This is a genomic window from Sphingomonas sp. UNC305MFCol5.2, assembly GCF_000712135.1.
Taxonomy (GTDB): Bacteria; Pseudomonadota; Alphaproteobacteria; order Sphingomonadales; family Sphingomonadaceae; genus Sphingomonas.
This window is the reverse complement of sequence record NZ_JOOE01000002.1, coordinates 631,355-655,426: the sequence shown is the minus strand read 5'-3', so window position 1 is coordinate 655,426 and position 24,072 is coordinate 631,355. Positions and strand designations below refer to the sequence as shown.

Sequence of the window (24,072 nt, the reverse complement as noted above, 5' to 3'; positions counted from 1 at the left end):
TGAGAGCGGTCAGGCGGCGTCCGCCAGTACCTTCGCCAACAGCCGGAAATCGCGCTCGCGTGGGCTCGCCTTGCGCCAGACCAGGGCGATGTGGCGCGATGCATTTTCGGCGTCGAGCGGGCGCGCCGTGACCTTGGTGTGGTCGAGGATTCCGGCGTCGACCGCCATCTCGGGCAGCATCGTCACCCCGAGCCCGTTATCGACCATTTGCACCATCGTGTGCAGCGACGTGCCCAGCATCGTCGCTTCGGCGCGCAATTCGGGGCGGTTGCACGCCGCAAGCGCATGGTCCTTCAGGCAATGCCCGTCCTCGAGCATCAGCAGCCGGTTGGCGTCGATGTCCGCCGGGCGGATCGTCGGGGTCGGGTCCATCTCGCCCTCGGGAAAGGCGACATAGAGCCGGTCGTCGAACAAAGGCGCCGATTCGACTTCGCCGCACGCGAAAGGGAGCGCGAGCAGCACGCAGTCGGTGCGCCCGTGATGGAGCTGCTCGCAGGCCTGGCCGCTGGTCTCCTCGCGCAGGAACAATTTGAGGTCGGGATATTCGCGCCGCAGCCGCGGCAGGATGCGCGGCAGCAGGAAGGGCGCGATCGTCGGGATCACGCTCATCCGCATCTCGCCGGAGAGCGGCCGCCCCGCCGCGCGGGCCAGGTCGCCCAGCTCGTCCGCCTCGCGCAGCACCCGCCGCGCCTTGTCGACGATCCGTTCGCCGAGCGGCGTGAAGCGCACCACGCGCCGCGTCCGCTCGACCAGCACCACCCCGATCAGCGTCTCCAACTCGCGAATGCCTGCGGAGAGGGTCGATTGCGTGACGAAACACGCCTCCGCCGCCCGCCCGAAATGGCCGGAATCATGCAGCGCGACGAGATATTGGAGCTGCTTGAGCGTGGGAAGGTAGGTGGCCGCCACTGATCGCCTCTATCGATTGTGAGCGCGATATAGAGTGGCAGGGGCGATTATTCTACCCCTCCGTCACCCCGCCCTTGGGCCGGGGTCCACCGGGAGGCAAAGGATGGGAAAGCGGTTCGAGGCTGGTCGGTGAGGCTTGGTGGACCCCGGAACAAGTCCGGGGTGACGCCTGAAGGACTAAGCCGCCGCTTCGACCGGCTCCTCGCTCGGCAGCCGGATCAGGTAATCGAATGCCGACAGCGCCGCGGTCGAGCCCGCGCCCATCGCGATCACGATCTGCTTGTACGGCACCGTGGTCGCGTCCCCCGCGGCGAAGATGCCGCGTTGCGAGGTTTCGCCGCGTGCGTCGATCTCGATCTCGCCGCGTGGGCTCAGCCCCACCGAATCCCTGAGCCACTCGGTGTTCGGCACCAGCCCGATCTGGACGAAGATGCCTTCGAGCTCGATCTCGTGCTCGCTGCCGTGGTTGCGGTCCTTGTAGACCAAGCCCGACACCTTCTCGCCATCGCCCTTCACTTCGGTGGTCAGCGCCGAAGTGATCACCTTGACGTTGGCCAAGGTCGCCAGCTTGCGCTGGAGCACCGCGTCGGCGCGCAAGTCGCTGTCATATTCGATCAGGGTGACGTGCGCGACGATCCCCGCGAGGTCGATCGCCGCCTCGACACCCGAGTTGCCGCCGCCGATCACGGCGACGCGCTTGCCCTTGAACAAGGGGCCGTCGCAATGCGGGCAATAGGCCACGCCCTTGTTGCGATATTCGTCCTCGCCGGGCACCCCCATCTGCCGCCAGCGCGCGCCGGTCGAGAGGATCACGGTCCGCGCCTTCAGGCTCGCGCCATTGGCCAGCTTCACTTCATGCAGCCCGCCCTCGATCGGCGCCGGGATCAATTTCTCGGCGCGCTGGAGGTTCATCACGTCGACGTCGTAATCCTTGACGTGCTGCTCGAGATGCGCGGCGAGCTTGGGACCCTCGGTGTGCGGCACCGAGATGAAATTCTCGATCGCCATCGTGTCGAGCACTTGCCCACCGAAACGCTCCGCCGCGACACCGACGCGGATGCCTTTGCGTGCGGCGTAAATCGCCGCCGCGGCACCGGCCGGGCCGCCGCCGACGACCAATACGTCGAATGCATCTTTCGTCTTGATCTTCTCCGCCGCGCGCGCTTCGGCGCCGCTGTCGATCTTCGCGACGATCTGCTCGAGTTCCATCCGGCCCTGCCCGAAGGGCTCGCCATTGAGGAACACGGTCGGCACCGCCATCACTTTCCGGGCGTCGACTTCGTCCTTGAACAGCGCGCCGTCGATCGCGACGTGCTTGATGCGCGGATTGAGGACCGCCATCAGGTTCAGCGCCTGCACCACGTCCGGGCAGTTCTGGCACGACAGCGAGAAATAGGTCTCGAATTCGTAATCGCCGTCGAGCTCCTTGACCTGCTCGATCAGTTCCTGCGCCGCGCGCGACGGATGTCCGCCGACCTGCAGCAGCGCGAGCACCAGCGACGTGAATTCATGTCCCATCGGCAGACCCGCGAAGCGCACCCCGATATCGGTGCCGGCGCGGCGGATCATGAAGCTGGGTTTGCGCGCATCGTCCTTCCGGACGACCGTGATGTCGTCGGACAGCGCCGCGATGTCGTTCAGCAGTCGCTCGAGCTCGCCCGATTTGGCATCCTCGCCCAGGCTGGCGACGAGCTCGATCGGCTGCCTGATGTTGACCAGATAGGTCTTGAGCTGCTGCGTCAGATTGGCGTCGAGCATGGCGAAACTCCGGTAATTCGAAACAAAACGGCCCGGGACAGATCGAAATCCACCCCGGGCCGAATGGGCGCCCCCACAAGGGGGAGGGGGAGGGCGCCTTAGATCTTGCCGACGAGGTCCAGCGACGGAGCGAGGGTCTCTTCACCCTCTTCCCACTTCGCGGGGCAGACTTCGCCCGGATGCGCGGCAATGTACTGCGCAGCCTTGATCTTGCGGAGCAGCTCGGCGGCATTGCGGCCGACGCCTTCCGATGTGATCTCGACCAGCTGGATCACGCCCTCGGGATCGACGACGAAGGTACCGCGGTCCGCAAGGCCCTGGCCCTCGCGCAGCACCTGGAAATTGGTGCTGAGGACGTGGTTCTGGTCGCCGAGCATGTAGTAGTTGATCTTGCCGATCGCCGGCGAGGTGTCGTGCCACGCCTTATGGCTGAAGTGCGTGTCGGTCGACACCGAATAGACTTCGACGCCCATCTTCTGGAGCGTCGGGTAGATGTCGGCCAGGTCTTCGAGCTCGGTGGGGCACACGAAGGTGAAGTCGGCCGGATAGAAGAAGAAGACCGCCCACCTGCCGCGCGTATCGGCGTCGGTGACCTGAACGAACTTGCCGTCCTTATAGGCCTGTGCCGCGAACGGCAGAATCGTGCTTCCGATGAGCGCCATGCGAATTTTCCTCCAAAAGGCGTTGTGTTGCGAAGCACCACATAGGTACGCCGCACCGCCGAGGGAAATGGGAAGCCTCACTCTTGCTGATCGATTGTATCACTTAATAGGCGTGGATTAATCGAGCGGCCCTCGATGGTATCTGCATCGGCTTGCAAGTCATTGCTCACACCTAGCGCGGCGAGCCAACCAATCGACCCATATGCACTGCAGCGCAGCGTAGATCGTTACCGCAGTGCGAGGTAAAGATTGTAGACGCTGGTCAGCGTCAGCACCACGCCGACCATCAGCATCAGCTTCTTGGGCTCGATCCGCTTGGCGAGCATCGCGCCCAGCGGAGCGGCGATCACGCCCCCGATCAGCAGGCCAACCGTAGCGAGCGTGAACGCCTCCCACCCAAGCTGGGTGATGAAGGTCGCCGAGATGGTTGTGGTCACGAAGAACTCGGCGGTGTTGACGGTGCCGATCGTCATGCGTGGGCTCGATCCCTGGACGAGCAGGTTCGAGGTCACCACCGGACCCCAGCCGCCGCCGCCCGCGGCGTCGAGGAAGCCGCCGGCGAGGCCCAACGGCTCGACGATCTTGGGGCTGCGCTCATGCGGCGGATAATGCTGCGCGCGCCAGAGCAGATAGATGCCGATCGCGGTCAGATAGGCGAGGATGAACGGCTTGGCGGTCGCCGCATTGATATTCGAGAGTACATAGGCGCCCAGCGCGCCGCCGATCACACCCGGCACCGCGATCCGCAGGAACAGCTTCCAGTTGACGTTCTTGTGGAGCGCGTGGCTGATCCCGGACACTGCGGTGGTGAAGGTTTCGACGGTGTGGACGCCCGCCGATGCCATCGCGGGAGGCACGCCAAGGCTCAGCAGCAGCGTGTTGGAGATCACGCCGAACGCCATGCCCAGTGCGCCGTCCACCATCTGCGCGGCGAAGCCCACGGCTATGAAGGGAAGCAGCGCCGTGAGGTCTATTCCGAAGATCATCCGCGCCCTTCACATTCGATTGGACGGGCAGGAATGCCGTGCCCTTCGAATTCCCACAAGATACATCGTGTTTAGATGGGACAAGCCGCGCGAGGGGCCGTTCTGGAAATCGGGCGCGCGGTGTACTAAATGGACGCGGCAAAGGGGAACCGGCCATGTTCCGTCGCTTGAAGGCCTATCTCGATTCGATTCACGCGCGCGATCCCGCGCCGCGCAGCCGTGCCGAAATCCTGCTCTATCCTGGCGTGTGGGCGGTGTTCTATCACCGCATCGCGCACCGGCTCTACAAGGGCCGCTGGTTCTTTCTCGCGCGTGCGGTCAATCACTGGTCGCGCTGGATGACGGCGATCGACATCCATCCGGGCGCGACGATCGGCCGCAACTTCTTCATCGATCACGGCTTCGTGGTGATCGGCGAGACCGCCGAGATCGGCGACGATGTGACCATTTACCAATGCGTCACCCTGGGCGGCACGAGCCCCGACAACGGCGTCGCGGGCAAGCGCCACCCGACGCTCCTGAACGGCGTGATCATCGGCTCGGGCGCACAGGTGCTGGGGCCGGTGACGGTCGGCGAGCGCTCGCGGATCGGCGCCAACGCCGTGGTCACCCGCGACGTGCCCGAAGGCGCGGTGATGGTCGGCATCCCGGCCCGGTCGACCTTGGTCGAAGCGGCGACCTGGCAGAAGGATTTCGTCCCCTATGGCACGCCGTGCAGCGAGCTGTTCGATCCCGCGACGCAGAAGCTCGAGATCATGCGCTGCGAGATGGAGACGCTTCGCAAGCGGCTCGACGCGATGATCGAGGCCGGTGAAAAGGGCAGCGGAAAGCCTAGTGGCAGGGAGCGCCGCGACCGCGCCTGATGGGTATCGTCACGCCCTTGCCCGTCGGCCGTCCGTCGCAGGTCGGTTTCGAACGCCTCGAATTGACGCGCATCCTCGATCTCTACGGCCGGATGGTCGCGGCCGGGCACTGGAGGGATTATGCCATCCAGTTCGATCACGACGCCGCGGTGTTCGCTGCCTTCCGCCGCGCCGCCGAACGCCCCGAATACCGGATCGAGAAGCGCCCGGCGCTGCGCAACCGTCAGGGCATGTGGGCGCTGGTCCACGAAGCGGGCATGGTGCTCAAGCGCGGGCACGAGCTGGGTCCGGTGCTCGCGCCGGTCGAGCGGCGGTTGATGAAGCTGGTCGGGGAATAGCGACCGGCTGGTGATCGCCGGCTGTTGGGGAAAGCGGGCATCGACGCGCGGAGATGGCCAATCCATCGAATGCCGTGACGGGCGGGGGATCAACTGCTACGGCAAGGCCGGCGACAGGGAGGCCCTTATGACCCGCCAGATTCGTTGGTTTGCGATATTTGTCGTCGGCCTTTTGGGCGCTGTTCCGGCATCGGCCCAGGTCGAGAAATTCCCTTCTACCTTCGAGACGCGCGATATCCCTGTCGATGGAGCGACGATCCATACGCGGATCGGCGGACATGGGCCGGTTGTCCTGCTGCTGCACGGGTTTGGCGATACCGGCGACATGTGGGCGCCGCTTGCGCGCAGGCTGGCCGCCGATCACACCGTCGTCGTTCCGGATCTTCGCGGCATGGGTCTCTCGTCGCATCCAGAGACCGGCTACGACAAGAAGAGCGAAGCCGGGGATATTGCGGCGGTACTTCACGCGCTCGGGCTCGACGGGGCGCTGGCACTGGTCACGCACGACATCGGCAATATGGTCGGCTACGCCTTCGCCGCCCAGAACCGCGACCGAGTCAACCGCTGGGTGGTGATGGACGCGCCGCTGCCGGGGCTTGGCAATTGGGACAGCGTGGTCAAGGACCAGCGAACCTGGCACTTCGACTTCTTCGGGCCCGACGAGGAGAGGCTCGTGGCTGGCCGGGAGCGGATCTACCTCGATCGCTTTTACAACGAACTATCTGCCGACCCGAAGCATGTCGGCGAAGCGACACGCGCCCATTATGCAGCGCTCTACTCCCGTCCGCATGCGATCCATAACGCGTTCGCCCAATTCGCCGCTTTTCGTCAGGATGCCGTGGACAACCAGAAATTCGTCGCCGAGGGCAAGCTCGCCATGCCGGTCCTCGCGATCGGCGGGGAAAAGTCGTTCGGGCAGGGCTTCGCGAACGAAATCGCCTTCGCCGCGACCGATGTCCGCGCACTCAGCATTCGCGATTCCGGTCACTGGCTGATGGAAGAGCAGCCCAGGGCGACAATGGACGCGATCATGGCTTTCATCGTGGAACCGGCCAAGCGATAGCAAACGGCACCCCCAAGGCGACCCCCGGGACCAATCTGCATTCAGCGGTGAGGAATGCGGCTCGCCATCTCGCCAACCGTCACCCCGGCACTTCGGCCTGGGTGACGGCGTGGGGAACCCTTCCAGAATCCTGAATGCCGGTCCGCCCTGATGTCCGCGACCGGGTGGTGCGGTCGTGCCGAGGCCGCGTCACTGCCGGAGCACAGAAAAGGGCCCGGGAAGCTCCCGAGCCCTTTCTTGACCGTTGTTCCGCCTCAGGCCGCGACGAGTTGCTGCGTCGGCGGCAGGCGCCCCTCCAGTTCCTTGCCGAGCAAGCCCACTACGCTGCGGCGCATCGGCTGCCAGAAGGCGGAAAGCGTGAGCAGCGCCGATCCAATCACCAAAGCGGTCAGCGCCGCCGCGAGTTCGACCGCGCCGCTCTGCTCGAACAGCGCATACATCGCCCACAGCACATAAACGAGGCTGGAGACGAGCAATGCGCGGCGGTCGACTGCCAGCGCTACGGCGGCAAAGACGACGTAAAGCGCGATCACCACGCCCGCCATCGGCCCGGCGATCTCGCGATCGAACACGCCGAGCATGTGGAACACCGGATGCGCGATCAGCGGGGCCGCCGCCAGATGGAGCCAGAAGGCGACATCCGAGCGACGCGTCCGACGCTCGCGGTCCGACATGTCCCAGCGCATCGCGAATACGAAGACGAGAACGCCGGCGATCAGCAGCATCAGGTTGAGCGAGTCCTGCGAAGCGGGAACGAACGCCGTGATCGCCCCGACCGCAACCGCCACGAGCGCCAACGCGCCGACTGCAACGGTGATCGGAACCATGAAGCGACGCCAGTGGAGCCACGTCGCGCCGGCGGTCGCGATGCCGACCACCACGCCGATCGCGCCGGCAAGCTGGCGGTGCTGAAGGTCGGTAGTCAGGCCGAACTGCTCGGAGAGCCAGGGTGCGTTGGCGCCCCAGACCGCGCTCAATCCAACGAAGAAGCCGCCGGCAAAGCCGATCAGCAGCAGGATGCTCGGCAGCGCCATGCGGCGTTGCTTCGTGAAATATTCGGCGAGCAACCAGCTCGTGATCGACACTGCGAAGCCGCCGAACGCCGCGGCAACGCCCACTTGCCGCGGACCCTCGTTCACATCGAGATCCATGATCTTGGCGCCAATGTAGAAGCCGATCCAGCCGACCGCGACGAGGATCAGGATCGCTGCGATCCCGACGAAGATATCGTTGAAGCCGGTCAGCAGCCGGAAACTCTCTTCGTCGACAGTGGGCGTCGATCGTATCGCCGCCACATGGTCTCTAAGGGCGGCCGCCGCTTCGGGGGATATCGCTCCCGCCTCCACGGCGCCTGCCAGGTCGCTCTCGCTATACATTGGCAATCCTCCTGTTGTGAGAATTGCATAGCACAAGTGTATTAGTGAAACAATACGGTGAGGCGCTATTGCAGCCGGGACATGATCGACATGGTCTGCTCGGCGCCCGAATTGGGGACGATCTCGCTTTTGCGGTCGATGATCTCGGCCCATTGCGCGGCGACGCTTTCGGGCGTCGGCGCCTCTAGCTTCACTCCCTTGGTGAGCGTTACGTAAGCGGCCTGCACCACGCCGGCGCCGGCGCCGATGATCATGTTGGTGGGCGCGTCCTCCGAGACGAGGTACAGCGCCGCGGGCGCCACATTCTCCGGCGCGAACGCCTTGAACGCCGCCTCGGGGAAGATGTCCTCGGTCATCCGCGTGCCGGCGACGGGGGCGATGGTGTTGACCTTGATGCCGTATTTCGCGCCTTCGAGATGCAGCGTCTTGGCAAGGCCCGCCAGGCCGAGCTTCGCCGCGCCGTAATTCGCCTGGCCGAAATTGCCGAACAGTCCGGTCGATGAGGCGGTCATCAGGATCCGGCCGTAATTCTGCTCGCGCATCGTGTCCCACACCGCCTTGGTACAGTTGGCCGATCCGTTGAGATGCACGTCGACGACGAAGCGGAAATCCTCCGGCTCCATCTTGGCGAAGCTCTTGTCGCGCAGGACCCCGGCGTTGTTGATCAGGATGTCCACTCGGCCCCAGCGCGCCTTGGCAGCTTCGACCATCGCGACCATCTGGTCATATTCGGTGACGCTGCCGCCGTTGGAGAAAGCCTCGCCGCCTGCGGCCTCGATCTCCCGCACCACCGCGAGCGCGGCATCCGAATGGCCCGTGCCGTCGCGCGCGCCGCCGAGATCGTTGACCACGACCTTCGCGCCGCGCCGCGCCAGTTCGAGGGCATAGGCGCGGCCGAGGCCGCCGCCCGCGCCCGTCACGATGGCGACGCGATTGTCGAAACCTATGGTCATGGAAGCGCTCCTGAAACCTGTGGAGCGCTTCCTATGATGCCATCACCGCGGGCGCAAACCCGCTTTGGCCCTCAGCGGCCGCCGCGCTGGCGGCACTGATCCTTCACGGTCTTCGAGCAGGGCGGATATTCCTGTTGCGCGGCAGGCGCGGGGCCGGCCGTCATCGGTGCGGGAGCCGGTGCCGCGGCCGGAGCCGGCGCGGCTGCAGCGTCGGGCGTCGTCGGAGCAGCTGCCGCATCGGGCGCAGCCGGCGTCGCAGCGGCCGCGTCGGGCGGAGTCGCCGTGGTGTCGGTCGTCGTGCCCGAGCCGGTGGTGCCCGGCGTGGTCGACTGGGGATCGGCGGTCGTCGTCGCGTCAGGCGTCGTGGTCTGCGCGGGGGTTTGCTGGGTGGCGGGCACGTCCTGTGCCGCCGCGGTGCCGCTGATGATCAGCGCGGCGGCCATGATCGTCCATTTCATTCGCAAATCCTCTTCTCGCTACGGGCCCCCCGTTGCGGAAGAGAAACGTCCGTAGCGAACAAGTTGTTGCGCTCCCGGCACGCTTCACCTTGCCAAAAGCGGCGTTCGTCGCTCAGCCGCCCCGCTGCTTGCAGCCGTCAAACTGGCCGCGCTTGCAGAAGGGAACGTTTTCGCGCGGCGGCGGCGGCGGGAAGGCCTCGCTAGGGGTCTGGGGATTGGGGACGAACACCACTTGTTGGCCGGGGGCAGGCGGCCCGTTCGGCCACGGGCTCGCGGGCGCCAGCCCACCGAGGCGCGCCGGCGTGTCGGCAGGCGGGTTGGTCTGGGCAGGCGTATCCTGCGGGAACGCACCGCTGCTCATCGCGAGTGCGGCCAAAATGATCAGAGTCATCACAGGTCTCCGAACAGTTTCTCGAGCGCAACCGACTGCGCTTTTCGAGAACGCGAGACCTACGAGATGGCTCCGGATTTAGTTCCCGGTGTCCAGCGCATAGCCCGCCGAGCGGACGGTGCGGATGATGTCGGGGCGGTCGCCATGGTTGATCGCCTTGCGCAGCCGCCGGATATGGACGTCGACGGTGCGCGATTCGATGTCGCTGTCGTGCCCCCATACCGCGTCGAGCAGGCGTTCCCGGGAAAACACCCAGCCCGGATGCTCCAGAAAATGCTTGAGCAACCGAAACTCGGTCGGCCCGAGCGAAATCACGTCGCCGCCGCGGCGAACCTTGTGTCCCACCGTGTCCATTTCGATATCCGCATAGCTCAACGCCTCCCCCGCCAACGCCGGACGGACGCGGCGCAGCACCGCGCCGACGCGGGCGACCAGCTCGCGGGGGCTGAACGGCTTGGTGACGTAATCGTCCGCACCGGTCTCGAGCCCGCGCACGCGGTCCTCTTCCTCGCCGCGCGCGGTCAACATGATGATCGGGATATTGGCGGTCTCGGGCATGCGGCGCAGGCGGCGGCACACTTCGATCCCCGAAAGCCCCTCGACCATCCAGTCGAGCAGTACGATGTCGGGCGTCGCTTCCTTGGCGAGCAACAGGGCCTCCTCGCCATCGGGGGTGTGCTTGACCTCGTAATCCTCACGCTTGAAATGCCACGTCACCAGTTCGGCGATCGCCGCGTCGTCCTCGACGAGAAGCATTTTTACCCGGGCCATCTTCGCGTCCTTAACCAGCAGCCGCTTCGTCGGCCAGATAGCGGCCGGTCGCGGCGAAATACACCATCTCGGCGACGTTGGTGGCATGGTCGCCGATCCGCTCGATATTCTTGGCGACGAACAGCAAATGCGCAACCTGGCTCACCGTGCGCGGATTTTCGACCATGAATGTCACCAGGGTGCGGAAGATCGCGTCATAGAAATCGTCGAGCGCAGTGTCTCGCACGCAGATCTGGGCGGCCACCTCGGCATCGCGTGACGCGAAGGCGTCGAGTACGTCGTGCACCATGTCGCTCGCCATCCGCGCCATTGCGGGCAACAGCGACAGCGCCTCGATGCGCTCCTCGCCTTCTGCGTGGATCAGCGGCACGCGCTTGGCGATGTTTTTGGCATAGTCGCCGATCCGCTCGACCACCGCGGCGATCTTCAATGCGGCGATCACTTCGCGAAGGTCGTCGGCCATCGGCGCGCGCAGCGCGATGACGCGGACCGCGAGCTTCTCGACCTCGGCCTCGATCGCGTCGATCGCCTTGTCTTTCTTGCGGACTTCATCGGCAAGCACGGTGTCGCCGCGCTGCAGCGCCTTCATCGCGTCGTCGATCGCCTGCTCGGCGAGCCCGCCCATCTGGCTGATCAGCGCGCGGAGCTGCTTGATGTCCTGGTCGAACGCCTTGACGGTATGTTCCTGGCCGATCGCCATTAGCCGTACCTTCCGGTGATATAGTCCTTGGTGCGCTCTTCGCGCGGCGTCGTGAAGATCTGGTCGGTCTCGCCATACTCCACCAGCGTGCCGAGGTGGAAGAAGGCCGTGCGCTGGCTCACGCGTGCCGCCTGCTGCATGTTATGCGTGACGATGGCGATGGCATAGCGGCCGCGCAGTTCGTGGATCAGTTCCTCGATCTTGGCGGTGGCGATCGGATCGAGCGCGGAGGCCGGCTCGTCCATCAGGATCACTTCGGGATCGACTGCGATCGCGCGCGCGATGCATAGCCTTTGCTGCTGGCCGCCGGAAAGCGCGGTGCCGCTGTCCTGCAGCCGATCCTTCACTTCCTCCCATAGGCCCGCGCGTTTCAGCGAGCGCTCGACGATCGCCTCGAGCTCGGGCTTCGACGCGGCGAGCCCGTGAATGCGCGGGCCGTAAGCGACGTTCTCGAAGATCGACTTGGGGAAGGGGTTGGGCTTCTGGAACACCATGCCGACCCGCGCGCGCAGCTGCACCACGTCCATCGCCGACGAATAGATGTTCTCGCCGTCCAGCATGATGTCGCCCGTCACGCGCGCGCTGGCGATCGTGTCGTTCATCCGGTTGAGCGTACGCAGGAAGGTCGATTTGCCGCAGCCCGACGGGCCGATGAACGCAGTCACCTTGTCCATGTCGATGTCGATCGACACGTCCTTCACGGCCTGTTTGTCGCCGTAGAAGACGCTCACGCCGCGGGCGGACATCTTATGAGCTGTTTCCGTCATCACCAGCGGGTCTCGAACTTGTTGCGAAGATAGATGGCCAGCCCGTTCATGGCGAGCAGGAACACCAGCAGCACGATGATCGCGGCGCTGGTCTTCTCGACGAAGCCGCGGCTGACTTCGTCGGACCACAGGAAGATCTGGACGGGCAACACGGTGGCGGGATCGGTGAACCCGCCCGGCGGCGTCACGATGAACGCGCGCATGCCGATCAGGAGGAGTGGGGCGGTCTCGCCCAATGCGCGCGCCATGCCGATGATCGTGCCGGTCAGGATGCCGGGCATCGCCAGCGGCAATACGTGGTGGAACACCACCTGAATCGGGCTCGCGCCGATGCCGAGCGCCGCGTCGCGGATCGAGGGCGGCACTGCCTTGATCGCGTTGCGGCTGGCGATCACGATCACCGGCATGATCATCAGCGCCAGCGTGAGCCCGCCGACCAGGGCTGCCGAGCGGGGCAATAGCGGACCGAACTGGTAGCCGAACAGGCTCCAGCTGCCGAGGAACACCGCCAGTCCGAGCAGGCCGAAGATGATCGAGGGTACCGCCGCGAGATTGTTGATCGAGACTTCGATCAGGTCGGTCCAGCGGTTCCGCGGCGCATATTCCTCGAGATAGATCGCCGAGAGCACGCCGACCGGGAAGGCGATCAGGAACGTCACCACCATCGTCAGCAGCGAACCCTTGAGCGCGCCCCAGATGCCAACCGCGACCGGATCGGTGGAATCGGATTCGTGCAGGAAATCCGTGTTGAAGTGTCGCGACAGCGCGCCCGCTTGCTGCAGCCTCGCTACCGTCGCTTTGGTTTCGGCATTGCCGTCGCCACGCACGGCCTGATCGATTTCGGTCGAGACCGGTACCTTGATGCTGACCTTGCGGTCGAGGATCGACGGGTCCGTCTTGATCGCCTCGCGCACGCGCAGCCAGGCGTTCTCGGAGATGAAATCCTCGCCGCCCGTTCCGAATGCCGTTGCCGCTGCGCCCTTCACCGTATTCTCCAGCCCCGCGCCCGCCAGCGCGAGATCGGCGGCGGGCGTCCGGAGCTGGGCGCGCTCGATCAGCATTCCCGACGCCGGGAAATCGATCGGCAGCGCCACATCGGTACGCGTGAAGCCCCGCCAGCCATTTGCCACCATCGTGATCAGCAGGAAGGCGAGGAACGCCGCCGACAGCGTCACCGCCGCCAGCCCGAAGAAGCGGAAGCGCCGCTCGCGGGCGTATCGCCGACGGATGCGCCGCTGCATCGCCGCGGCGTTCCAGTCGGTCGGCGTGCGCTCGGGGCCAGGAGCAGAGGGAACGGCGCTACTCATAGGCTTCCCGGTATTTCTTCACGACGCGCAGCGCGACGATGTTGAGCAGCAGCGTGATCACGAACAGGGTCAGCCCCAGCGCGAACGCCGCCAGCGTCTTCGGACTGTCGAACTCGCTCTCGCCCGTGAGCAGGTCGACGATCTGCTTGGTGACCGTGGTCGCGCTCTCGAACGGATTGAGCGTGATGTTGGCGGCGCCGGAAGCGGCCATCACCACGATCATCGTCTCGCCGATCGCGCGGCTGACTGCGAGCAGCACGCCCGCGACCACGCCGGGGAGCGCAGCCGGAATCAGCACCTTCGAGATCGTCTCGCTGGTCGTCGCGCCCATCGCGAGGCTGCCGTCGCGCATCGCGGTCGGCACCGCGGCGATCGAATCGTCGGCCATCGAGGAGACGAACGGGATGATCATCACCCCCATTACCAGCCCCGCGGCGAGCGCACTCTCGGACGAGGCATAGGTATAGCCGAACGAGACGGCGAGATCGCGCACTGCCGGCGCGACGGTCAGCGCGGCGAAATAGCCGTAAACCACCGTTGGCACGCCGGCGAGCATCTCGAGGATCGGCTTCATCCAGCGGCGCACGCGCGGCGCGGCATATTGGGTCAGGTAGATCGCGCTCATCAGCCCGAACGGGATTGCGACGATCATCGCGATCACTGCGCCGATAAAGAACGTCCCCCAGAACAGGGGCACCGCGCCGAGCGACTTGCCCGGATCGGCGGCGTCGATCACCTGCGGGCTCCAATGCGTCCCGAACAGGAAATCGGTGATCGGGACCTGCTGGAAGAAGCGCAGCGATTCCCACAGCAGCGACAGGAAGATGCCCAGCGTGGTCAGGATCGCGATCAGCGAGGCGACCAGCAGCAGCACCATCACCCCGCGCTCGACCTGGCTGCGTGCCTTGAAATGGGCGCGGACGCGCGTGAGTGCGAAAGCGGCGCCGGCAAAGGCGAGCAGGATCGCGACGCCGGTCCCCATCCAGCCATAGCGCGATTGCGCGGCGCGAGTGGCGGGGACCAGTTGTTCGGCGACCGGATCGAAGGCTTTGGCGCTATCGTCATTGGCCACGCGCTTGGCCTCGGCGAGCAAGGCATCGCGCTCGAACGCGAATTGGGGAAGCTGCGCCGCGGCCGGATGCGCGAGCACCGCTTCCTTGACGAGCCCGGGGCTCACTGCGCTCCACACCGCGACGAACAGCAAGGCGGGCAATGCCGTCCACATCGCGACATACATGCCGTGCTGGCCGGGCAGCGAATGGAGCCGCTTGGCGCCGCCGCGGTCGAACCGGGTGGCGCGCGCGCGCGCCGTCAGCCAGCCGATCAGGCCCAGCCCGGCGATGAGGAAGAGGAGCGTGAAGGCGTTCATCAGTGCAGCCCGGCGGGATCGAGCGCGATGCGCTGTGCCACCACCTGCGCCGAATGCATCCGCAATGCGTCCGGCGCGGCGATCAGTCCGCGCTGGGTGAGCTTGCCCTTGGGGTTCCACATTGTCGTGTAGAGTGTCAGGAAATCGGCGAGCCCCGGCACTGCGCGCAAATGGCGCTTCTTCACATAGAGGAACAGCGGCCGCGCGCCCGGATAGGTCCCGTCGGCGATCGTCGCATAACTCGGCGCGACGCCTTCGATCGGCACGCCGTGCAGGCGATCGATATTTTCCTCGAGATAGGAATAGCCGAAAACCCCGAGGGCGTTGGGATTGGCGGCAAGGCCCTGGACGATCAGATTGTCGTTCTCGCCCTTGTCGATATAGGGCCCGTCGTCGCGGATGCGCTTGCAGCGGCTGTCATAGGGCGCGGTGTCCTTGGCGGCCTTGAGCGCCTTGGCCTCGGGATCCGCGGCGGCGCAGCCGGGCTCCATCACCAGTTCGACCAGCGCGTCACGCGTGCCGCTCGTCGCCGGCGGCCCCATCACCTGGATCGGAATCGCCGGGAGCGACGGATTGACGTCGCGCCAGCTCCGCGCCGCATTGGGCTTGCCGAAGGGATTAGCGGCGAGCGCCAGATAGACATCCTTCTTGCTCAGCGCGAGCCGCGGGCCGTTATTCGCCTCGGCCAGCGCGACGCCGTCGACGCCGATCTGAACTTCCATGATCTCGCCGACGCCGTTGGCCTGGCATAGCTCGTATTCGGATTTCTTGATGCGGCGGCTCGCATTGGCGATGTCGGGGAATTCCCAGCCCACGCCTTCGCAGAAGCGCTTGAGCCCTGCACCGGTACCGATCGATTCGACCACCGGCGCCTTGCGTCCGCCGCCCTGGTTGACGAAAGTTTCGGCGACGGCGGTGGTGAAGGGATAGACGGTCGACGAGCCCACGACGCGGATCTCGCGCGCCGTGTTGCTGTCGCAGCCGGCCAGCGTGAGCGCCGCCGCTGCAATCAGGGCCAACCTGCCGAAAATGTGCGAACTCCCCGCTTCACCCGAGTCGTGCGCCGCGGCACGCAAGCCGCGTGTCTTGCAAGTCGGTTACGGCTTTATGACACTCGCTGTACCGGCAGCAGGATACTGACGGTCGTACCCTTGCCGACGCTGCTGGCGATATCGAGCCGGCCGCGATGCCGCTCGACGATGTGCTTGACGATCGCCAGGCCCAGCCCGGTGCCGCCCAGCGATCGGCTGCGCCCGGAATCGACGCGGTAGAAGCGCTCGGTCAGCCGGGGAAGGTGCTGCGGCGGGATGCCTTCGCCTTCGTCCGCGACGGTCAGCCGCACCATCGCTTCGCCCTCGGGCTGGAGCGAGACAGTGACCGGCGTAGCCTCGCGGCCGTATTTCATCGCGTTGCCGATGACGTTGTGGAGGAGCTGGCTCAGCTGGGTCGGATCGCCGGCGACCGGCGCGACATCGCCGATCTGCGTGACGAGATCGGCGGCGCGCGGGCTACCCGAGAGCTCGATCGTCACTTCCTCGATCAAATCGGCGAGATCCACGGCCTGGATCGGTACGCGATATTTCTCGGCCTCGATCCGGCTCAGCGAGATCAGATCCTCGATCAGCCGCTGCATCCGTTGCGCCTCGCCGAACACGATCTTGAGGAAGCGCGCACGCGTTCCGGGATCGTCACCCGCGTCTTCGCGCAGCGTCTCGACATAGCCGAGCAGCGAAGCGAGCGGAGTGCGCAGTTCGTGGCTGGCGTTTGCGACGAAGTCGACGCGCATCCTTTCGGCCGCATAGCTGCCGGTGCGATCGACTAGATGCACCACGCGGCGCCCGTCGCCCAACGTGCGCACGCGCATTTCCCAACGCTGATCGCGTGCCCCAAGCCCCACCAGATGGATCGGCGCGCCTGGTGCACCGTCGTCCGCGCCGGTCAGGCGCTCGGCCGCGGCAGGATGGCGAATCGCCACCCGGACGTCCTCGCCCAGCACATGTTGGCCCAGCAATTCGCGTGCGCCGTGATTGGCCGCCTCGACGCGGCTGCCAGCGATCACCAGCAGCGGTTCGGCGATCGCTTCGATCACATCGGCGATGGCGGGCTCTTTTCCCGGCTCGAGTCCGGCGCGCTCGGGCACCGAAGGCGCCTCGGTGCCGCTAGCCGCGATCAGCACCGCTGCGACGGCGCAGACCAATATCACGAGGCTCGCCTGGACGTCGCCGTTCAGCAACAGGCTCACCCCCGCCGCGATTACCGCGACGACGAGCGCCAGTGCTGTCCGGATCCCGAGAAAGGAAGGCATATGTCCCGTTCTAGGCACGGATTTACGATTGCGAAAGCGGCGCGGGCGCATGACAAGGCATCATGGCCGACGAAACCACCGGACCCACCGCCTCACGCCGCCGCGCATTGATGCTGGGCGCCGCCGGCGCGTCGGCGATCGTCTCGATCCGCCCCGCACTCGCCCAGACCAGCGCGTCGGTGATGAATTGCGAGATTCCGGTCCCCGATCCGGCACGCGCCGGCAGCTATATCGCCGCCGACGGGACCTTGGTGCCCGCGGGCACGCCCGGCGCCTATCCGCCTCCGGGGACCGCGTTCAAGGCCGAAGACGTCAAGCGCGCGCTGTCGGGCGGCACCTTGCCCGGCACCGATTATGAACGCAGCCGCGCCTACACCAACTATATCCGCCGCCTGCAATCGGGCACCAGCGGCTTCACTTGCTTCGCCTCGCTGCAGATGCCGCGCGGCTGAGGCCGACGCCGCTGTTTTGCTCTCCACCGGGGCGCCGATGACGCTTTACAAGGCCGCAGCTCCCGAGACGTTGCGCATCGTACCGCTCGATGCGCTGACGCTGGTCTACCATCGGTCCTCCGGCGTCACCCATATCGTCGACACGCCGGTTCCCGAGATTCTCGAAACGCTTGCCGAGGCACCGCTCACGGCGCCCGACCTGCTCGCGCGGCTGGGCGAGCGTTTCGATCTCGTCGATGCCGATCCGGCGGCGCTCGCGGTGCGCCTCGACGAACTCGCCGCGGTCGGCCTCGTGGAGCAACTGTGCGTCATCTGACCCGGCTCCGCATCGGGCCGGTGGGTTTTCGCATCGGCAGCGACTGGCAGGCGCCGATCGCCGCGCTCGACGACCTCTACCGCGATTACCCCGCGCCCGAGGGCGGCATTCCCGACTTCAACGTCCATCTCTTCGCCGCGCGGCCGTGGCGCCGCTTCGTTCGCCCTTCGGTGAACATCGGCGGCGACTTCGTCATCCCCGATGCCGCGCCGCTGCCGCTCGCGCAGGGGCTGCTCGCCGCCGAGATGGGGATGAACCTGCAAATGGCGCTCGGCCAGCGCCGCTATCTGCTGCTCCACGCCTCGGCGGTCGAACGCGACGGCAAGGCGCTGCTGATGACCGGCATGTCCGGCGCGGGCAAATCGACGCTCGCCGCGTTGCTGATGGCCAAAGGCTGGCGGCTGATGGGCGACGAGTTCGCATTGCTCGATCCCGCGACCGGGCGGATCCACGGTTTCCCGCGGCTGATCAGCCTCAAGAACGAAGCGATCGGCGTGATGGAGCGCACACTGCCCGGCGCGCGCTTCGGCCCGGTGCTCGAAGGCACGCCCAAGGGTACGATCCGCCATCTCGTCCCCGATGCCCGCGCGATCGCCGCGATGGCCGAACCCGCTCAGCCCCGGCTGATCCTGTTCCCGAGCTACGGCTTCGCCGCCGCCGAGCGCGAAGTCTTGCCGAGCGAAACCTTCGTCCGCCTCACGCAAGCCTCGACCAATTATGTTGCGCTCGCCGAACGCGGTTTCGACGCGCTCACCCGGCTCGTCCGGACGGTGCCGGCACGTGCGCTCGATTATCCAGACACCGGAACGGCGCTGGCGCAGGTCGAGCGGCTGTGGGCGGAAGCGTGATGGATGCGCGTATCCTCGCCGACGCGCTGCGCGATCCGGCGACCACCGCCCGGCTCGATGCGGCGGGCTGGACCGCGTTGCTCGCCATCGCCCGCGCCGAGCAACTGATCGGCACGCTGGCCCACCGCCTAAACGGCCTGGCGATGCCGGCGGCGATCGCGCGCATCCTCGACGACGCCCGCACCTCGTCCGCCCAGGGCCGCACCGCTGCTTTGTGGGAAGCCGAGATGGCGCGCCGCGCGCTCGCGCCCATGGGAATGCCGGTGATCCTGCTAAAGGGCACCGCTTATGCCGCCGCGGGGTTCGCCGCGGGCAGGGGCCGCTCGATCGGCGACCTCGACATCCTCGTGCCCCGCGCACGGATCGAGGAGGCGGAGGCCTGCTTGCTCGCCGCCGGCTGGGAATGGGTCAAGCCCGATCCCTATGACGACATTTATTATCGCCGCTGGATGCACGAGCTGCCGCCGTTGATCCATCGCGAGCGCGATCGGATGATCGACGTCCACCACACGATCCTGCCGCTTACTGCACGCATCACCCCCGATGCGGATGCGCTGATCGCCGACAGCGTCGCGCTGGAGAATGGCCTGCGCATCCTCAGTCCCGCGGACATGCTCTGCCACGCCGCGGCGCATCTCTTCGCCGACGGCGATCTTGCAGGTGGCATGCGCAACCTGTGGGATGTGCATTGCCTGATCGAGGAATTCGGCATCGTGGGCCTTGAGGCAAAAGCTGGCCGGCACGGGCTGGCGGCGGCGGTCGCCCGCGCGGCACGCCAGGCGAACAATCTCTACGGGACCACGATTCCCGAGAGCTGGCGCATATGGGACAGTGCCGACCCGCTCTATCTCCGTCGCCTCCTCGCGCGCGACGATTGGGGGCGCCCGGCGCGCAGGGTGACCCGGCTCGCTTTCTACATGCGGAGCCACGCTATCCGGATGCCGCTGCCCATGCTGGCAAAGCACTTGTTCATTAAATGGCGTAAAAAATAGCGTCAGTTGATTAAATCATTATTTAGTCGTCTCTCATCATCGCAATGATATTCGAGAGGGCGACCGGGATTTTGTTGATCACTCATGCTTATCGCTTATGGTGATTTGCGTTCTTCATAGCAGAAAAGGTGAAAAACGAACATCAGATCGCCTTGGCTATGAGCTGTTTTGTGATCTGCGAGGCGCAAGTTATGCTAATAACTGGTTGATAAGATACGTTATTTTATCGACCGCGAAGCTGGGGTGTCGCGAGCGGGATGAAGGACTAGGTTAGGGATTTGTTAACCTTTGTTATGCGAAGGTTAATCGGCTCCACAATAGACGGAGCAAGATCAAGGGGGCGCAGAAGCGATGTAGGTCGGGCAGTGAGGCAGTTTGTGATCGACGAGAACGCGCAGGCTTTTGGAAGCGCCGACGCCAAGACCATCGTCGAGGCGCTCTGGTCGAGCTGGCCCATCGTCGTGACGCTGTGCGCCGCCGATGTCGCCATGGACGACTCCCCTGAGAGGCACATCGATTTCATCAAGGCGCTTCAGGAGCTGGGCGATTCCGGCCTCATCACCTTCGAAGCATTCATCGTCGGGCCCGGCGGGCCGCAAATGATCGATGCCGCGCTCACCGCGCGCGGCCGGGCGCTGCTCGGACCGGGCGTGGACGCCGCGGAGATTATCCGTCAGTTGGCGAACTGAGGCTGGCGGATCAGGTCCGCCACGATATCCGCCACCGTCCGCAAGATCTTGAGGTCATGGCCGTCGAACTGGCGCTGGCCGCGCTGGATAGCGACGATCCGGCCCAACGGTGCGCCGTCCACGTCGTGGAGCGGAACGCAGGCATAGGATTGGAAGCCGAGCGCGCCTGCCTCGACCGGATCGGCGAGCCGCCACAGCAACGCTTCGGAGGATTCGGTTGCGCCTCCGGCGATCAGCACGCCCGCTGTCTCGAGCCGTTCGGAAGCGCCGGTGGCACGCTGCCGGATTGCATAATGGTGGAGATCAATGATGACGCCATCGGCGACGAGGGTCAGTTGAACCAGTTCCGCCAGCTTCGCGGATGCGATCCCCGCGCCTGGGTGCAGGCCGGCGGCAGTCTCCCGAGAGGCATAGCCTGACCCCTTCAATGCGATCCCCCTGTGACCCACGCCTTTTTCCCCTACATGTATGCTCCACCCCTTGTAGGGGAAATGCAAGATGCCGGGGAACTCAGGTGAATCACGGTTCAGAACAGATACTGATTCAGGCACCGTGATATCTGGCGGCGGGACGATCGCGCGAGCAGTTCTTCGCAACCAATGCTTCGGCGGCGACGTAATTGTCCCAGTCGCGAATTTCGGGAAGCGAGGGGATGCACACCGGCTCGTCCATTTCGAGCGCGCGTAGCGAGGCGACCACTAGATCGTCGGCCTGCATCACGCGTTCGGGTGGGAAATTGGCGATGTCGTTGCCGGCGACTTCGTGGAAATCGGTGGCGATCACGCCGGGGACGAGCAGCTGGACGCGAACGCCGGTCCCCGCCGCTTCGATCTGCATGTGGCGCGTGAACGCCATCACATAATTCTTGGACGATCCGTAGCCGGCATTGCCCGGCACCTGCATGAACACGGTGCCCGAGGCGATGTTGATGATCGTGCCGCGCCCGGCGGCGGTCATCGCCTTCATCGCGGCGGCCGAAAGCCGGCTGAGCGCCAGCACATTGACGCGGAGCATGGCATCGAGCGCGTCGGGGTCGAGTTCGGCCACGCGCCCGCGCGCGGCGTACCCCGCATTGTTGACGAGCATGTCGATGCCGCCCGCCGCGATCCGATCGGCCACCGCCGCCGTGCCCACGTCGTCGCCGAGATCGGCTACCAGCACTTCGACATCGGCCTGCGTTGCAGCCCCCAGTTCCTCCGCCAGTGCGCGCAACCTGTCCTCGCGGCGGGCGACGATCACGAGGTCGTGGCCGGTGCGTGCCAGATGCTCGGCGAAGTTGCGGCCGATGCCGGCGGAGGCACCGGTGACCAAAGCGCGGGGTCGAGTCGTCATGTCTCAGTCTCCCGAAAAAGAGTGCAGGATCATAGTGTGCGTGCCACCCGCAGGTTCTCGAGCGCCGGCACCAGTTCGTCGAAATGGTCGATCACGGCGTCCGCCGCCAGTTCCTCGACCGGCTGCATCAGGAAGCCGAAGCTGACTGCGATCGAGGGGATACCGGCATTCTTCGCCGCCTGAATGTCGAAGATCGTATCGCCGACGAATGCCGCCGGCCCGCCGCCGCAGCGCCGGATCATCTCGCGGATTCCTTCGGGCGATGGTTTGCGGCCGTCGGGCCCCATCGTGTCGCCGCCGATCACGCAGGCGAAGCGGTGATCGAGCGCCAGCTCGGCGACGAGCTTGACTGCGAGGCTCTCCGATTTGTTGGTGACGATCGCGAGTTTCACGCGGCGCGCATCCAGTTGGTCCATCGCCTCGATGAGCCCCGGAAAGGCGTATGTGCCCCGGGTGAGGTTGTCCCCATAAAAAGCGAGCAGTTCGGGATAGATGCGCTCCAACACCTCGGGATCGCACCCGCCCGAAGCCTCGAGCCCTTGCTGGAGCATGTATTTCCCGCCGCGCCCGATCATCGGCTTCACCGTCTCTACGCTGAGCGCCGGCCGGCCGAGCAGGCCGAGCCCATGGTTGACCGCATCGGTCAGGTCCGCGCTGGTATCGAACAGCGTGCCGTCGAGATCGAATCCGACAATGTCGAAGGGGAAGTCGGCCATTGCCGCGCCTGCTGCCAGCAACGCTATGGAATTGGCAAGCTTCTCATGGCAGGGGGCTTCTCCGGAGGGTATCATGACAGCGCCGATAGCCGCGATCATTCTTGCTGCGGGCAAGGGCACGCGGATGAAATCCGATACGCACAAAGTGCTTCACCCGCTCGCCGGACGGCCGATGCTGCTGCATCTGATCGACAGCGTCGATGCGCTCGATCCGGCGCGCACCATCGTCGTGGTCGGCGCTGGACGCGAGCAGGTCGAGGCCGCGGTCCACCCGCTTGGCGCCGAGACGGTGCAGCAGACCGAGCAGCTCGGCACCGGCCATGCGGTGCGGATGGCGGAGGACGCGCTCGCCGGGTTCGAAGGCGACGTGCTGATCCTCTACGGCGACGTTCCGCTCGTCTCGACTGCGACGATGCGGCGGATGCTCGAGCGGCTGCACGGCGCCGATGCGCCAGCGGCCGTGGTGCTCGGCTTCCGTCCCTTCGATCCCGGCGCCTATGGCCGGGTGATCGCGGACGGGCAGGGGCACATCGTCAAGATGGTCGAGTTCAAGGACGCAAGCGCCGAGGAACGCGCCGAGACCCTGTGCAATTCGGGGCTGATGGCGGTCGGCGCGAAGGATCTGTTCGCGCTGCTCGCGCAGGTCACCAACGCCAATGCCGCGGGCGAATATTACCTCCCCGACATCGTCATGCTCGCCGCCGGCGCCGGCCGCCACTCGGCAGTGATCGAGACCGATGCGCACGAAGTCACCGGCGTGAACAGCCGCGGCGAACTCGCCGCGCTCGAGGCCGAATGGCAGCACGCGCGGCGCGCCCGCGCGATGGCCGACGGCGCGACTCTGGTCGCCCCCGAGACGGTGTGGTTCGCGCACGACACCAAGCTCGGCCGCGATGTGCTGGTCGAGCCGAACGTATTCTTCGGACCCGGAGTCGAGATCGCCGATCGCGTCACCATCCACGGCTTCAGCCACATCGAGGGCGCGTGCATCGCCAGCGGGGCGAGCGTAGGACCCTATGCACGGCTGCGGCCGGGCACGGTGCTCGGCGAGGGCGCCAAGGTCGGCAATTTCGTCGAGATCAAGAAGGTGGTGCTCGGCAAGGGCGCCAAGGCCAACCATCTGACCTATCTCGGCGATGCCGAAGTGGGGGCGGGCGCGAATATCGGCGCTGGCACGATCACCTGCAATTACGACGGCTTCTTCAAATATCGAACGAGCATCGGCGAAGGCGCGTTCATCGGCTCGAACAGCGCCTTGGTCGCGCCGGTCGCGATCGGCAAGGATGCCACGGTGGGCGCGGGATCGGTGGTGACGCAGGACGTCGAGGCCGGCGCGCTCGCCCTCGCCCGCGCCCGGCAGGAGGCGCGACCCGGCTGGGGCACGCGCTTCCGGGAGATGATGAAGGCCAGGAAGGCGGCGAAACCATGAGCGATCGCTACGCCGGAAAGCCGTTTCTCAGACTGCTCGAAAGCTATATCCTCGATGCGATCGGCCATCTTGATCCGGCAGCCGATGCGTCGTTACGTGCGATGGAGCCGCAATATCGCGAGATGTTCGGCGCCACGGGCAGCTGGCGTGAGATCGTCGTCGGGAGGATGCAGTTTCCGCAAGGGATGCAGGGCGCCGTCCGCGAGGTCTGGCAAGCGGGCCGCGTCCGGTTCCAGGCGGCGAACGGGCGCGAGCCCGATCCGATGGAATTCACTCGGGTTTTCGTGGACACCAAATTTCCGCACTGATCGCGGCAGGGGAT

The 24,072-nt window shown here is 65.8% G+C and carries 28 protein-coding genes; 10 read left to right on the top strand and 18 right to left on the bottom strand.

Going from position 1 to position 24,072, the window contains the following annotated elements; translation table 11 throughout:
• Window positions 1-9 precede the first annotated feature (9 nt).
• From BR78_RS0110210 to BR78_RS0110195, 4 genes are all read right to left on the bottom strand, one after another.
• On the bottom strand, window positions 10-909 hold the full coding sequence (locus BR78_RS0110210; RefSeq protein WP_029868197.1) for a hydrogen peroxide-inducible genes activator: 900 nt from the start codon (window positions 907-909) through the stop codon (window positions 10-12).
• A gap of 177 nt (window positions 910-1,086) precedes the next feature.
• Window positions 1,087-2,667 carry an alkyl hydroperoxide reductase subunit F gene (ahpF, locus tag BR78_RS0110205; RefSeq protein WP_029868196.1) on the bottom strand — a complete coding sequence of 527 codons (1,581 nt, stop codon included), beginning with the start codon at window positions 2,665-2,667 and terminating at the stop codon, window positions 1,087-1,089.
• Window positions 2,668-2,765: 98 nt separating this feature from the next.
• A complete protein-coding gene (gene ahpC, locus BR78_RS0110200; protein WP_029868195.1) occupies window positions 2,766-3,329 on the bottom strand; it encodes an alkyl hydroperoxide reductase subunit C in 564 nt (187 codons plus the stop codon).
• A gap of 227 nt (window positions 3,330-3,556) precedes the next feature.
• Window positions 3,557-4,315 carry a sulfite exporter TauE/SafE family protein gene (locus tag BR78_RS0110195; RefSeq protein ID WP_029868194.1) on the bottom strand — a complete coding sequence of 253 codons (759 nt, stop codon included), beginning with the start codon at window positions 4,313-4,315 and terminating at the stop codon, window positions 3,557-3,559.
• Window positions 4,316-4,470: 155 nt separating this feature from the next.
• Between BR78_RS0110195 and epsC the strand changes: the two genes are divergently transcribed.
• The 3 genes from epsC (at window position 4,471) to BR78_RS0110180 (ending at window position 6,579) form a co-directional block, all read left to right on the top strand.
• Window positions 4,471-5,178: a serine O-acetyltransferase EpsC gene (gene epsC / locus BR78_RS0110190; RefSeq protein WP_029868193.1), complete on the top strand. Its 708-nt coding sequence runs from the start codon at window positions 4,471-4,473 to the stop codon at window positions 5,176-5,178.
• A complete protein-coding gene (locus BR78_RS0110185) occupies window positions 5,178-5,516 on the top strand; it encodes a DUF2794 domain-containing protein (RefSeq protein ID WP_029868192.1) in 339 nt (112 codons plus the stop codon). Before epsC ends, BR78_RS0110185 begins: the two co-directional genes overlap by 1 nt.
• A 127-nt stretch (window positions 5,517-5,643) precedes the next feature.
• Window positions 5,644-6,579: an alpha/beta fold hydrolase gene (locus BR78_RS0110180; RefSeq protein ID WP_029936406.1), complete on the top strand. Its 936-nt coding sequence runs from the start codon at window positions 5,644-5,646 to the stop codon at window positions 6,577-6,579.
• A 254-nt stretch (window positions 6,580-6,833) separates the two neighbouring features.
• Here BR78_RS0110180 and BR78_RS0110175 read toward each other — a convergent pair whose 3' ends face one another.
• The 11 genes from BR78_RS0110175 to BR78_RS0110125 form a co-directional block, all read right to left on the bottom strand.
• Complete coding sequence (locus BR78_RS0110175) at window positions 6,834-7,955, bottom strand: hypothetical protein (RefSeq protein ID WP_029936405.1); 1,122 nt, start codon at window positions 7,953-7,955, stop codon at window positions 6,834-6,836.
• A 65-nt stretch (window positions 7,956-8,020) separates the two neighbouring features.
• Window positions 8,021-8,908 carry an SDR family NAD(P)-dependent oxidoreductase gene (locus BR78_RS0110170; RefSeq protein ID WP_029936404.1) on the bottom strand — a complete coding sequence of 296 codons (888 nt, stop codon included), beginning with the start codon at window positions 8,906-8,908 and terminating at the stop codon, window positions 8,021-8,023.
• Between the two features lie 71 nt (window positions 8,909-8,979).
• Entirely contained in the window at window positions 8,980-9,366 is a 387-nt protein-coding gene (locus tag BR78_RS20920) for a hypothetical protein (protein WP_051683287.1), read from the bottom strand.
• Window positions 9,367-9,478: 112 nt separating this feature from the next.
• On the bottom strand, window positions 9,479-9,757 hold the full coding sequence (locus BR78_RS20915) for a hypothetical protein (RefSeq protein WP_029936402.1): 279 nt from the start codon (window positions 9,755-9,757) through the stop codon (window positions 9,479-9,481).
• A gap of 78 nt (window positions 9,758-9,835) precedes the next feature.
• Complete coding sequence (phoB, locus tag BR78_RS0110155) at window positions 9,836-10,528, bottom strand: phosphate regulon transcriptional regulator PhoB (RefSeq protein ID WP_029936401.1); 693 nt, start codon at window positions 10,526-10,528, stop codon at window positions 9,836-9,838.
• 10 nt (window positions 10,529-10,538) lie between these two features.
• Window positions 10,539-11,228 carry a phosphate signaling complex protein PhoU gene (phoU, locus tag BR78_RS0110150; protein ID WP_029936400.1) on the bottom strand — a complete coding sequence of 230 codons (690 nt, stop codon included), beginning with the start codon at window positions 11,226-11,228 and terminating at the stop codon, window positions 10,539-10,541.
• Window positions 11,228-11,995, bottom strand: coding sequence for a phosphate ABC transporter ATP-binding protein PstB (gene pstB / locus BR78_RS0110145; protein ID WP_029936399.1), 768 nt, complete (start codon window positions 11,993-11,995; stop codon window positions 11,228-11,230). Before pstB ends, phoU begins: the two co-directional genes overlap by 1 nt.
• Window positions 11,995-13,302, bottom strand: a complete 1,308-nt coding sequence (gene pstA, locus BR78_RS0110140) for a phosphate ABC transporter permease PstA (RefSeq protein WP_029936398.1) — start codon at window positions 13,300-13,302, stop codon at window positions 11,995-11,997. Before pstA ends, pstB begins: the two co-directional genes overlap by 1 nt.
• The gene (pstC, locus tag BR78_RS0110135) at window positions 13,295-14,671 is read right to left on the bottom strand and encodes a phosphate ABC transporter permease subunit PstC (protein WP_029936397.1); all 1,377 of its coding nucleotides are present in this window, start codon (window positions 14,669-14,671) and stop codon (window positions 13,295-13,297) included. Before pstC ends, pstA begins: the two co-directional genes overlap by 8 nt.
• Window positions 14,671-15,690, bottom strand: a complete 1,020-nt coding sequence (locus BR78_RS0110130; RefSeq protein ID WP_443027674.1) for a substrate-binding domain-containing protein — start codon at window positions 15,688-15,690, stop codon at window positions 14,671-14,673. The genes pstC and BR78_RS0110130 overlap by 1 nt, the downstream gene beginning before the upstream one ends.
• 86 nt (window positions 15,691-15,776) lie before the next feature.
• Window positions 15,777-16,976, bottom strand: coding sequence for a sensor histidine kinase (locus BR78_RS0110125; RefSeq protein ID WP_029936395.1), 1,200 nt, complete (start codon window positions 16,974-16,976; stop codon window positions 15,777-15,779).
• Between the two features lie 62 nt (window positions 16,977-17,038).
• On the opposite strand from BR78_RS0110125, the gene BR78_RS0110120 reads away from it, so the two are divergent.
• The 5 genes from BR78_RS0110120 (at window position 17,039) to BR78_RS0110100 (ending at window position 20,273) form a co-directional block, all read left to right on the top strand.
• The gene (locus BR78_RS0110120) at window positions 17,039-17,428 is read left to right on the top strand and encodes a hypothetical protein (protein ID WP_029936394.1); all 390 of its coding nucleotides are present in this window, start codon (window positions 17,039-17,041) and stop codon (window positions 17,426-17,428) included.
• Window positions 17,429-17,465: 37 nt separating this feature from the next.
• Window positions 17,466-17,744, top strand: a complete 279-nt coding sequence (locus BR78_RS0110115; protein ID WP_029936393.1) for an HPr-rel-A system PqqD family peptide chaperone — start codon at window positions 17,466-17,468, stop codon at window positions 17,742-17,744.
• Complete coding sequence (locus BR78_RS0110110) at window positions 17,732-18,592, top strand: HprK-related kinase A (protein ID WP_029936392.1); 861 nt, start codon at window positions 17,732-17,734, stop codon at window positions 18,590-18,592. Before BR78_RS0110115 ends, BR78_RS0110110 begins: the two co-directional genes overlap by 13 nt.
• Window positions 18,592-19,584, top strand: coding sequence for a nucleotidyltransferase domain-containing protein (locus tag BR78_RS0110105; protein WP_029936391.1), 993 nt, complete (start codon window positions 18,592-18,594; stop codon window positions 19,582-19,584). Before BR78_RS0110110 ends, BR78_RS0110105 begins: the two co-directional genes overlap by 1 nt.
• 377 nt (window positions 19,585-19,961) lie before the next feature.
• Window positions 19,962-20,273, top strand: a complete 312-nt coding sequence (locus BR78_RS0110100) for a hypothetical protein (protein WP_051683286.1) — start codon at window positions 19,962-19,964, stop codon at window positions 20,271-20,273.
• On the opposite strand, the gene BR78_RS0110095 is transcribed toward BR78_RS0110100, so the two are convergent.
• The 3 genes from BR78_RS0110095 to BR78_RS0110085 all read right to left on the bottom strand — a co-directional run bounded on the left by BR78_RS0110095 (window position 20,258) and on the right by BR78_RS0110085 (window position 22,321).
• Window positions 20,258-20,722, bottom strand: a complete 465-nt coding sequence (locus BR78_RS0110095) for a GAF domain-containing protein (RefSeq protein WP_197021347.1) — start codon at window positions 20,720-20,722, stop codon at window positions 20,258-20,260. The two genes, BR78_RS0110100 and BR78_RS0110095, sit on opposite strands and share 16 nt — an antisense overlap.
• 94 nt (window positions 20,723-20,816) lie before the next feature.
• Window positions 20,817-21,605, bottom strand: a complete 789-nt coding sequence (locus BR78_RS0110090) for an SDR family NAD(P)-dependent oxidoreductase (protein WP_029936388.1) — start codon at window positions 21,603-21,605, stop codon at window positions 20,817-20,819.
• 29 nt (window positions 21,606-21,634) lie between these two features.
• Entirely contained in the window at window positions 21,635-22,321 is a 687-nt protein-coding gene (locus BR78_RS0110085; protein ID WP_029936387.1) for an HAD-IA family hydrolase, read from the bottom strand.
• 73 nt (window positions 22,322-22,394) lie between these two features.
• On the opposite strand from BR78_RS0110085, the gene glmU reads away from it, so the two are divergent.
• The gene (gene glmU / locus BR78_RS0110080; protein WP_029936386.1) at window positions 22,395-23,750 is read left to right on the top strand and encodes a bifunctional UDP-N-acetylglucosamine diphosphorylase/glucosamine-1-phosphate N-acetyltransferase GlmU; all 1,356 of its coding nucleotides are present in this window, start codon (window positions 22,395-22,397) and stop codon (window positions 23,748-23,750) included.
• The gene (locus BR78_RS0110075; protein ID WP_029936385.1) at window positions 23,747-24,058 is read left to right on the top strand and encodes a hypothetical protein; all 312 of its coding nucleotides are present in this window, start codon (window positions 23,747-23,749) and stop codon (window positions 24,056-24,058) included. Before glmU ends, BR78_RS0110075 begins: the two co-directional genes overlap by 4 nt.
• The last annotated feature ends 14 nt before the right edge of the window (window positions 24,059-24,072 follow it).

What these genes read in the sequence shown, in the direction of transcription:
- ahpF (WP_029868196.1), bottom strand. Translation starts at nt 2,667, where the DNA reads ATGCTCGACGCCAATCTGACGCAGCAGCTCAAGACCTATCTGGTCAAC.
- ahpC (WP_029868195.1), bottom strand. Translation starts at nt 3,329, where the DNA reads ATGGCGCTCATCGGAAGCACGATTCTGCCGTTCGCGGCACAGGCCTAT.
- BR78_RS0110195 (WP_029868194.1), bottom strand. Translation starts at nt 4,315, where the DNA reads ATGATCTTCGGAATAGACCTCACGGCGCTGCTTCCCTTCATAGCCGTG.
- epsC (WP_029868193.1), top strand. Translation starts at nt 4,471, where the DNA reads ATGTTCCGTCGCTTGAAGGCCTATCTCGATTCGATTCACGCGCGCGAT.
- BR78_RS0110185 (WP_029868192.1), top strand. Translation starts at nt 5,178, where the DNA reads ATGGGTATCGTCACGCCCTTGCCCGTCGGCCGTCCGTCGCAGGTCGGT.
- BR78_RS0110180 (WP_029936406.1), top strand. Translation starts at nt 5,644, where the DNA reads ATGACCCGCCAGATTCGTTGGTTTGCGATATTTGTCGTCGGCCTTTTG.
- BR78_RS0110175 (WP_029936405.1), bottom strand. Translation starts at nt 7,955, where the DNA reads ATGTATAGCGAGAGCGACCTGGCAGGCGCCGTGGAGGCGGGAGCGATA.
- BR78_RS0110170 (WP_029936404.1), bottom strand. Translation starts at nt 8,908, where the DNA reads ATGACCATAGGTTTCGACAATCGCGTCGCCATCGTGACGGGCGCGGGC.
- BR78_RS20920 (WP_051683287.1), bottom strand. Translation starts at nt 9,366, where the DNA reads ATGAAATGGACGATCATGGCCGCCGCGCTGATCATCAGCGGCACCGCG.
- BR78_RS20915 (WP_029936402.1), bottom strand. Translation starts at nt 9,757, where the DNA reads ATGACTCTGATCATTTTGGCCGCACTCGCGATGAGCAGCGGTGCGTTC.
- phoB (WP_029936401.1), bottom strand. Translation starts at nt 10,528, where the DNA reads ATGGCCCGGGTAAAAATGCTTCTCGTCGAGGACGACGCGGCGATCGCC.
- phoU (WP_029936400.1), bottom strand. Translation starts at nt 11,228, where the DNA reads ATGGCGATCGGCCAGGAACATACCGTCAAGGCGTTCGACCAGGACATC.
- pstB (WP_029936399.1), bottom strand. Translation starts at nt 11,995, where the DNA reads ATGACGGAAACAGCTCATAAGATGTCCGCCCGCGGCGTGAGCGTCTTC.
- pstA (WP_029936398.1), bottom strand. Translation starts at nt 13,302, where the DNA reads ATGAGTAGCGCCGTTCCCTCTGCTCCTGGCCCCGAGCGCACGCCGACC.
- pstC (WP_029936397.1), bottom strand. Translation starts at nt 14,671, where the DNA reads ATGAACGCCTTCACGCTCCTCTTCCTCATCGCCGGGCTGGGCCTGATC.
- BR78_RS0110125 (WP_029936395.1), bottom strand. Translation starts at nt 16,976, where the DNA reads ATGCCTTCCTTTCTCGGGATCCGGACAGCACTGGCGCTCGTCGTCGCG.
- BR78_RS0110120 (WP_029936394.1), top strand. Translation starts at nt 17,039, where the DNA reads ATGGCCGACGAAACCACCGGACCCACCGCCTCACGCCGCCGCGCATTG.
- BR78_RS0110115 (WP_029936393.1), top strand. Translation starts at nt 17,466, where the DNA reads ATGACGCTTTACAAGGCCGCAGCTCCCGAGACGTTGCGCATCGTACCG.
- BR78_RS0110105 (WP_029936391.1), top strand. Translation starts at nt 18,592, where the DNA reads ATGGATGCGCGTATCCTCGCCGACGCGCTGCGCGATCCGGCGACCACC.
- BR78_RS0110090 (WP_029936388.1), bottom strand. Translation starts at nt 21,605, where the DNA reads ATGACGACTCGACCCCGCGCTTTGGTCACCGGTGCCTCCGCCGGCATC.
- BR78_RS0110085 (WP_029936387.1), bottom strand. Translation starts at nt 22,321, where the DNA reads ATGGCCGACTTCCCCTTCGACATTGTCGGATTCGATCTCGACGGCACG.
- glmU (WP_029936386.1), top strand. Translation starts at nt 22,395, where the DNA reads ATGACAGCGCCGATAGCCGCGATCATTCTTGCTGCGGGCAAGGGCACG.
- BR78_RS0110075 (WP_029936385.1), top strand. Translation starts at nt 23,747, where the DNA reads ATGAGCGATCGCTACGCCGGAAAGCCGTTTCTCAGACTGCTCGAAAGC.